The 4,786-nt window shown below is 41.6% G+C and carries 5 protein-coding genes; 1 reads left to right on the forward strand and 4 read right to left on the reverse strand.

Going from position 1 to position 4,786, the window contains the following annotated elements:
* The first annotated feature begins 150 nt into the window (after window positions 1-150).
* Window positions 151-1,002, forward strand: coding sequence for a hypothetical protein (locus RYP29_RS08210; protein WP_005377182.1), 852 nt, complete (start codon window positions 151-153; stop codon window positions 1,000-1,002).
* Window positions 1,003-1,127: 125 nt separating this feature from the next.
* Here the strand turns inward: RYP29_RS08210 and atpC are convergent, their stop codons facing one another.
* The 4 genes from atpC to atpA all read right to left on the reverse strand — a co-directional run.
* A complete protein-coding gene (gene atpC / locus RYP29_RS08215) occupies window positions 1,128-1,535 on the reverse strand; it encodes an ATP synthase F1 subunit epsilon (RefSeq protein ID WP_005377150.1) in 408 nt (135 codons plus the stop codon).
* A 3-nt stretch (window positions 1,536-1,538) separates the two neighbouring features.
* Window positions 1,539-2,963 carry a F0F1 ATP synthase subunit beta gene (atpD, locus tag RYP29_RS08220; protein WP_009661688.1) on the reverse strand — a complete coding sequence of 475 codons (1,425 nt, stop codon included), beginning with the start codon at window positions 2,961-2,963 and terminating at the stop codon, window positions 1,539-1,541.
* A gap of 18 nt (window positions 2,964-2,981) precedes the next feature.
* Complete coding sequence (atpG, locus tag RYP29_RS08225; protein ID WP_005383954.1) at window positions 2,982-3,836, reverse strand: ATP synthase F1 subunit gamma; 855 nt, start codon at window positions 3,834-3,836, stop codon at window positions 2,982-2,984.
* Window positions 3,837-3,839: 3 nt separating this feature from the next.
* Window positions 3,840-4,786, reverse strand: a 947-nt coding sequence (atpA, locus tag RYP29_RS08230; protein ID WP_311533026.1) for a F0F1 ATP synthase subunit alpha, incomplete at its 5' end; no start/stop codon positions are given.

Below are 4,786 nucleotides of genomic sequence, written 5' to 3' on the forward strand. Positions count from 1 at the left end.
GCGCCTGCCTTACAAGCAGGATGTCGGCAGTTCGATCCTGTCATCGTCCACCACAGTAAGAAGCAAGCTGACGCTTGCTTCTTTTTTATTGCAACTATGGTATACTGTAAGATATAGTTTTGATTATATTTATATCAAGGAGAGTCGAATATGAACTTTAGAGAAGCAACCATGCGTATCAGTTTTTGTCTCGCCTTAGCATTTGTTTCAACTTTCACAATCGCTAATGCAGCAAATGTAGATGCTCAAACTACAAAAGCCCGTTCTATTCCTATTGCACCAGTAAAGATCATCCCTGATCCTGGCACTATCAAAACGTCGCCGATTCAAATTACTTCGACCACGTCAAATACACCATCTACAGTGGGAAAGGCTAACTACGATGGCCATTTAGATAATTTCCCATCTCGCAAGGTAACACTTGTAGTGCCAACAACATTGCGCAATGAAAATACGGCTGCCTTTGGTAAATATTTATCCGATTCAGTGGCAAATGTCTTGCGCTATCCATACTACGATACAACCGTAGTAAGCACCAACACACCATTAGCACAAATCACAGCTGTTGATTTAGCCGAAGTGGCAGCATCACAACATTCCGAAATTGTCATTATGCCGGTGCCAATGCAAGACATATATGTACAATTACCAACGTCCTATCTCAGCCAATACTATCATGATGATAGCGACGACATTCACATTCAAGCTAAAGTATCTGCTATGATTTATTTCTACGATACTAATGAAGGTATCGTTCATACCATCCGTAGTGGTTTTAACCAAATCGATGATACCTTGACTATGCCAACACATAAATCCATATGGAATAAAGTCATAAAAGACTTACTTGAACAATTACCATATAAACGTGTTCCAACGGATCGAGATCGTTATCAAGCTCCTGGTATTAATGCAGAAATGCCAGTTGTTCCAGACTATGAATTTCAAGTAGAACAACCAAAAAATACAGCTTACTCTCTAAAAGGTGTTAGTGTATTATAATTCAAAACAATGCAACAGCAAAAGGGTGTCGCCCACATGGGTGACACCCTTTTTGCGTATACAAGCAAATAAGGAGTACTCCAAGAGTACTCCTTATTTACCAAGGCTATATCAATGTATAACTACTATATGCGTTGTGTTACCTTTAAACGAAGTAATGCCCGTGCTAAGGCGAGTTCAGCACGCTCTACATCTATATCAGGTGTAGGGTTAGACAAACGGCCTTCAGCGCGTTCTTTTGCTCGTTTCGCGCGATCGATATCGATGGTTTCTGGGCTTTCACAATTAGGTGTTACAATGCTCACCTTGTTGTGTTCAATTTCAACAAAGCCCCCGAAAACAGCAAATGTATGCTGTTGTCCATCAGGATTATCAACACGTAAAGGGGCTATATCTAGGGCAATAATCATAGGTGCATGATTAGGCAATACACCAAATTCGCCATCGATAGCATGCCCTACGAAAAAGTCAGCCTTACCATCATATACAATCGCATCAGGTGTTATTATCGTTAGGGTCATAGGTTCCGCCATGGATTATTCCCCCTTCTCTTGCATTTCCTTTGCTTTTGCAACGGCTTCATCAATGGTACCAACCATGTAGAATGCGCCTTCTGGTAAATCATCATGTTTACCATCAAGGATTTCTTTAAAGCCACGCAATGTTTCTTGTAATGGTACATATTTACCAGGAGAACCGGTAAATACTTCTGCTACGAAGAATGGTTGACTCAAGAAACGTTGAATTTTACGAGCTCGAGATACAGTTAACTTATCTTCATCAGATAATTCTTCCATACCTAGAATTGCGATAATATCTTGTAAGTCGCGATATTTTTGCAACACTTCTTGAACGCCACGAGCCACGTTATAATGTTCATCCCCAAGTACATGAGGGTCCAAAATACGGCTTGTAGAATCAAGTGGATCTACGGCAGGATAAATACCAAGTTCCGCGATGGAACGAGACAATACTGTTGTTGCATCCAAGTGAGCAAATGTAGCTGCTGGTGCAGGGTCAGTCAAGTCATCGGCAGGTACGTATACGGCTTGTACAGATGTAATGGAACCTTCTTTTGTAGATGTAATACGTTCTTGTAAGGCACCTACGTCATTTGCCAATGTAGGTTGATAACCTACAGCAGATGGCATACGACCTAAAAGGGCAGATACTTCGGAACCAGCTTGAATAAAACGGAAGATGTTATCGATAAACAAGAGCACGTCTTGTTTCTTCACATCACGGAAATATTCAGCCATTGTAAGACCTGTCAAACCAACGCGCATACGAGCCCCTGGTGGCTCATTCATTTGGCCATATACCAAGGCTGTTTTATTAATAACGCCGGATTCCTTCATTTCGTTCCAAAGGTCATTACCTTCACGGGTACGTTCACCTACGCCAGAGAATACGGAATAGCCACCATGTTCTGTGGCAACATTATGAATCAATTCCATAATCAATACAGTTTTCCCTACGCCGGCACCGCCGAACAAACCGATTTTACCACCTTTTACGTATGGTGCAATCAAGTCTACGACTTTGATACCCGTTTCAAGGATTTGCGTATCTGGTGAAAGATCATCAAATTTAGGTGCTGGACGATGGATAGGCCACATTTCATCAGCTACTACAGGAGCTGGATCATGGTCTACGGTTTCCCCTAGCACATTAAAGATACGACCCAATACACCTTCACCAACTGGTACGGAGATTGCAGCACCAGTGTCTTCTGCTTCCATACCACGGGTCATACCATCAGTAGAACTCATAGCAACGCAGCGAACCATATCGTCCCCTAAGTGTTGCATAACTTCTACTACAATTTTTTGTCTATCGTGCGCTTTATGGTCATGGTAGATGTGAATGGCGTTATAGATAGCTGGTAAATGACCAGCTTCAAAACGCACGTCTACAACTGGGCCGATGACCTGCACCACTTTCCCAATATTATTACTCATTAAGAGGTCTCTCCTTATCTATTGCAAGGCATTGGCACCGCCAACAATTTCAGAAATTTCATTCGTAATACTGGATTGACGTAATTTATTATATTCAAGCCCTAAGGAACTGATGAGATCCCCAGCATTATCAGTAGCAGATGTCATAGCTGTCATACGAGCACCTAATTCACTTGCCGCCGCTTGTAATAATCCATTATATACGGTAATTTCTAAATATTTTGGTAATAATGCATCCAGAACTGCTGCAGGGTCCGGCATAAATTCATACTCTTCGCCCTTTACTTCATCATCTGGTTGCTCTAACGGTAGAATGCACTCTGCCTGTGCAATTTGCGTCATAGAATTTACAAAGCGCGTATAAATCATGATAACTTCGTCAACTTCATGACGTTCATATAATGAAAGTGCATGATCCATAATATGTCGCGCATGTTCGTAACTCGGTTTATCGGAAAAACCACTGTACGATTGATCAATATGATAGTGACGAGATTTTAAACTATCCTTTGGTTTTCGCCCAGCTGTAATGAGGCAATATTCATCAGGTGTTTTTTGACCGATTTGTTCTATTGCCAATTTTAATACGTTAGACGAATAGGCGCCTGCAAGGCCCTTGTCAGCACCGATAACGATATAACAAGTCCGTTTTACAGGTCTACTTTCAAGTAGAGGACTTACATAATCTCGTAAATCACTAGTGGAGATATGACGCAAGATTTGCCCTATTTTTTCTGCGTATGGCCGCGTTGCATCAGCTTTTGCTTGAGCCCTACGAAGACGAGCAGAAGCTACCATCTTCATCGCTTTTGTTATTTGTTGCGTATTAGTAACACTCTTTATACGCTTTCGCAAATCTTGTGCACTAGCCATACATTACGCCTCCTTACGGGAAACTAATGTATGTGTAGCACCAAAGGCTTCTACACATTCTGGAATAGCTTGTTTTAACAAGTTTTCTGTTGCTTCATCAAGTTTATTTGTGCTTTCAATATTGCTGATAATTTCAGGATAATTTGCACGAATAAAACGTAATAATTCCGCTTCAAATGCCAACACATCAGCTACTTGAATGCTAGCTAAGTATCCCTTAGTACCAGCATATAGGTTAATAACCATTTCAGCTACACTCATTGGCTCATATTGACCTTGTTTCAACATTTCAGTCAATCGTTCACCACGATCTAATTGTGCTTTTGTGGCTGCATCAAGATCAGAACCGAACTGAGCAAATGCTGCTAATTCACGATATTGTGCAAGGTCCAAACGCAATTGACCAGCTACTTGTTTCATCGCTTTAGTTTGCGCACTACCACCTACACGAGATACGGACAAACCTACGTCAACAGCAGGACGGATACCGGAGTAGAACATATCTGTGCCCAAGAAAATTTGACCATCAGTAATGGAAATTACGTTTGTTGGGATATAAGCAGATACGTCACCAGCTTGCGTTTCAATGATTGGCAACGCTGTAATAGAGCCGCCACCAAGTTCTGGTGAAAGTTTAGCAGCACGTTCCAATAGACGGCTGTGTAAGTAGAATACGTCCCCTGGATACGCTTCACGCCCTGGTGGACGACGTAATAATAGAGACATAGCGCGATATGCAGCCGCTTGTTTTGTTAAATCATCATATACGCAGAGTACATGTTTTCCCTTGTACATAAAGTATTCGCCCATTGCAACACCTGCATATGGAGCAATGTATTGAAGTGGAGCGCCTGTGGAAGCACTCGCAGAAACGACGATTGTATAATCCAATGCGCCTGTTTCTTCTAATTTTTGTACTACACGAGCTACGGTAGATTCTTTTTGACCAA

It is taken from the genome of uncultured Veillonella sp., assembly GCF_963534045.1.
Classification (GTDB): domain Bacteria; phylum Bacillota; class Negativicutes; order Veillonellales; family Veillonellaceae; genus Veillonella.

What these genes read in the sequence shown, in the direction of transcription:
- RYP29_RS08210 (WP_005377182.1), top strand. Translation starts at nt 151, where the DNA reads ATGAACTTTAGAGAAGCAACCATGCGTATCAGTTTTTGTCTCGCCTTA.
- atpC (WP_005377150.1), bottom strand. Translation starts at nt 1,535, where the DNA reads ATGGCGGAACCTATGACCCTAACGATAATAACACCTGATGCGATTGTA.
- atpD (WP_009661688.1), bottom strand. Translation starts at nt 2,963, where the DNA reads ATGAGTAATAATATTGGGAAAGTGGTGCAGGTCATCGGCCCAGTTGTA.
- atpG (WP_005383954.1), bottom strand. Translation starts at nt 3,836, where the DNA reads ATGGCTAGTGCACAAGATTTGCGAAAGCGTATAAAGAGTGTTACTAAT.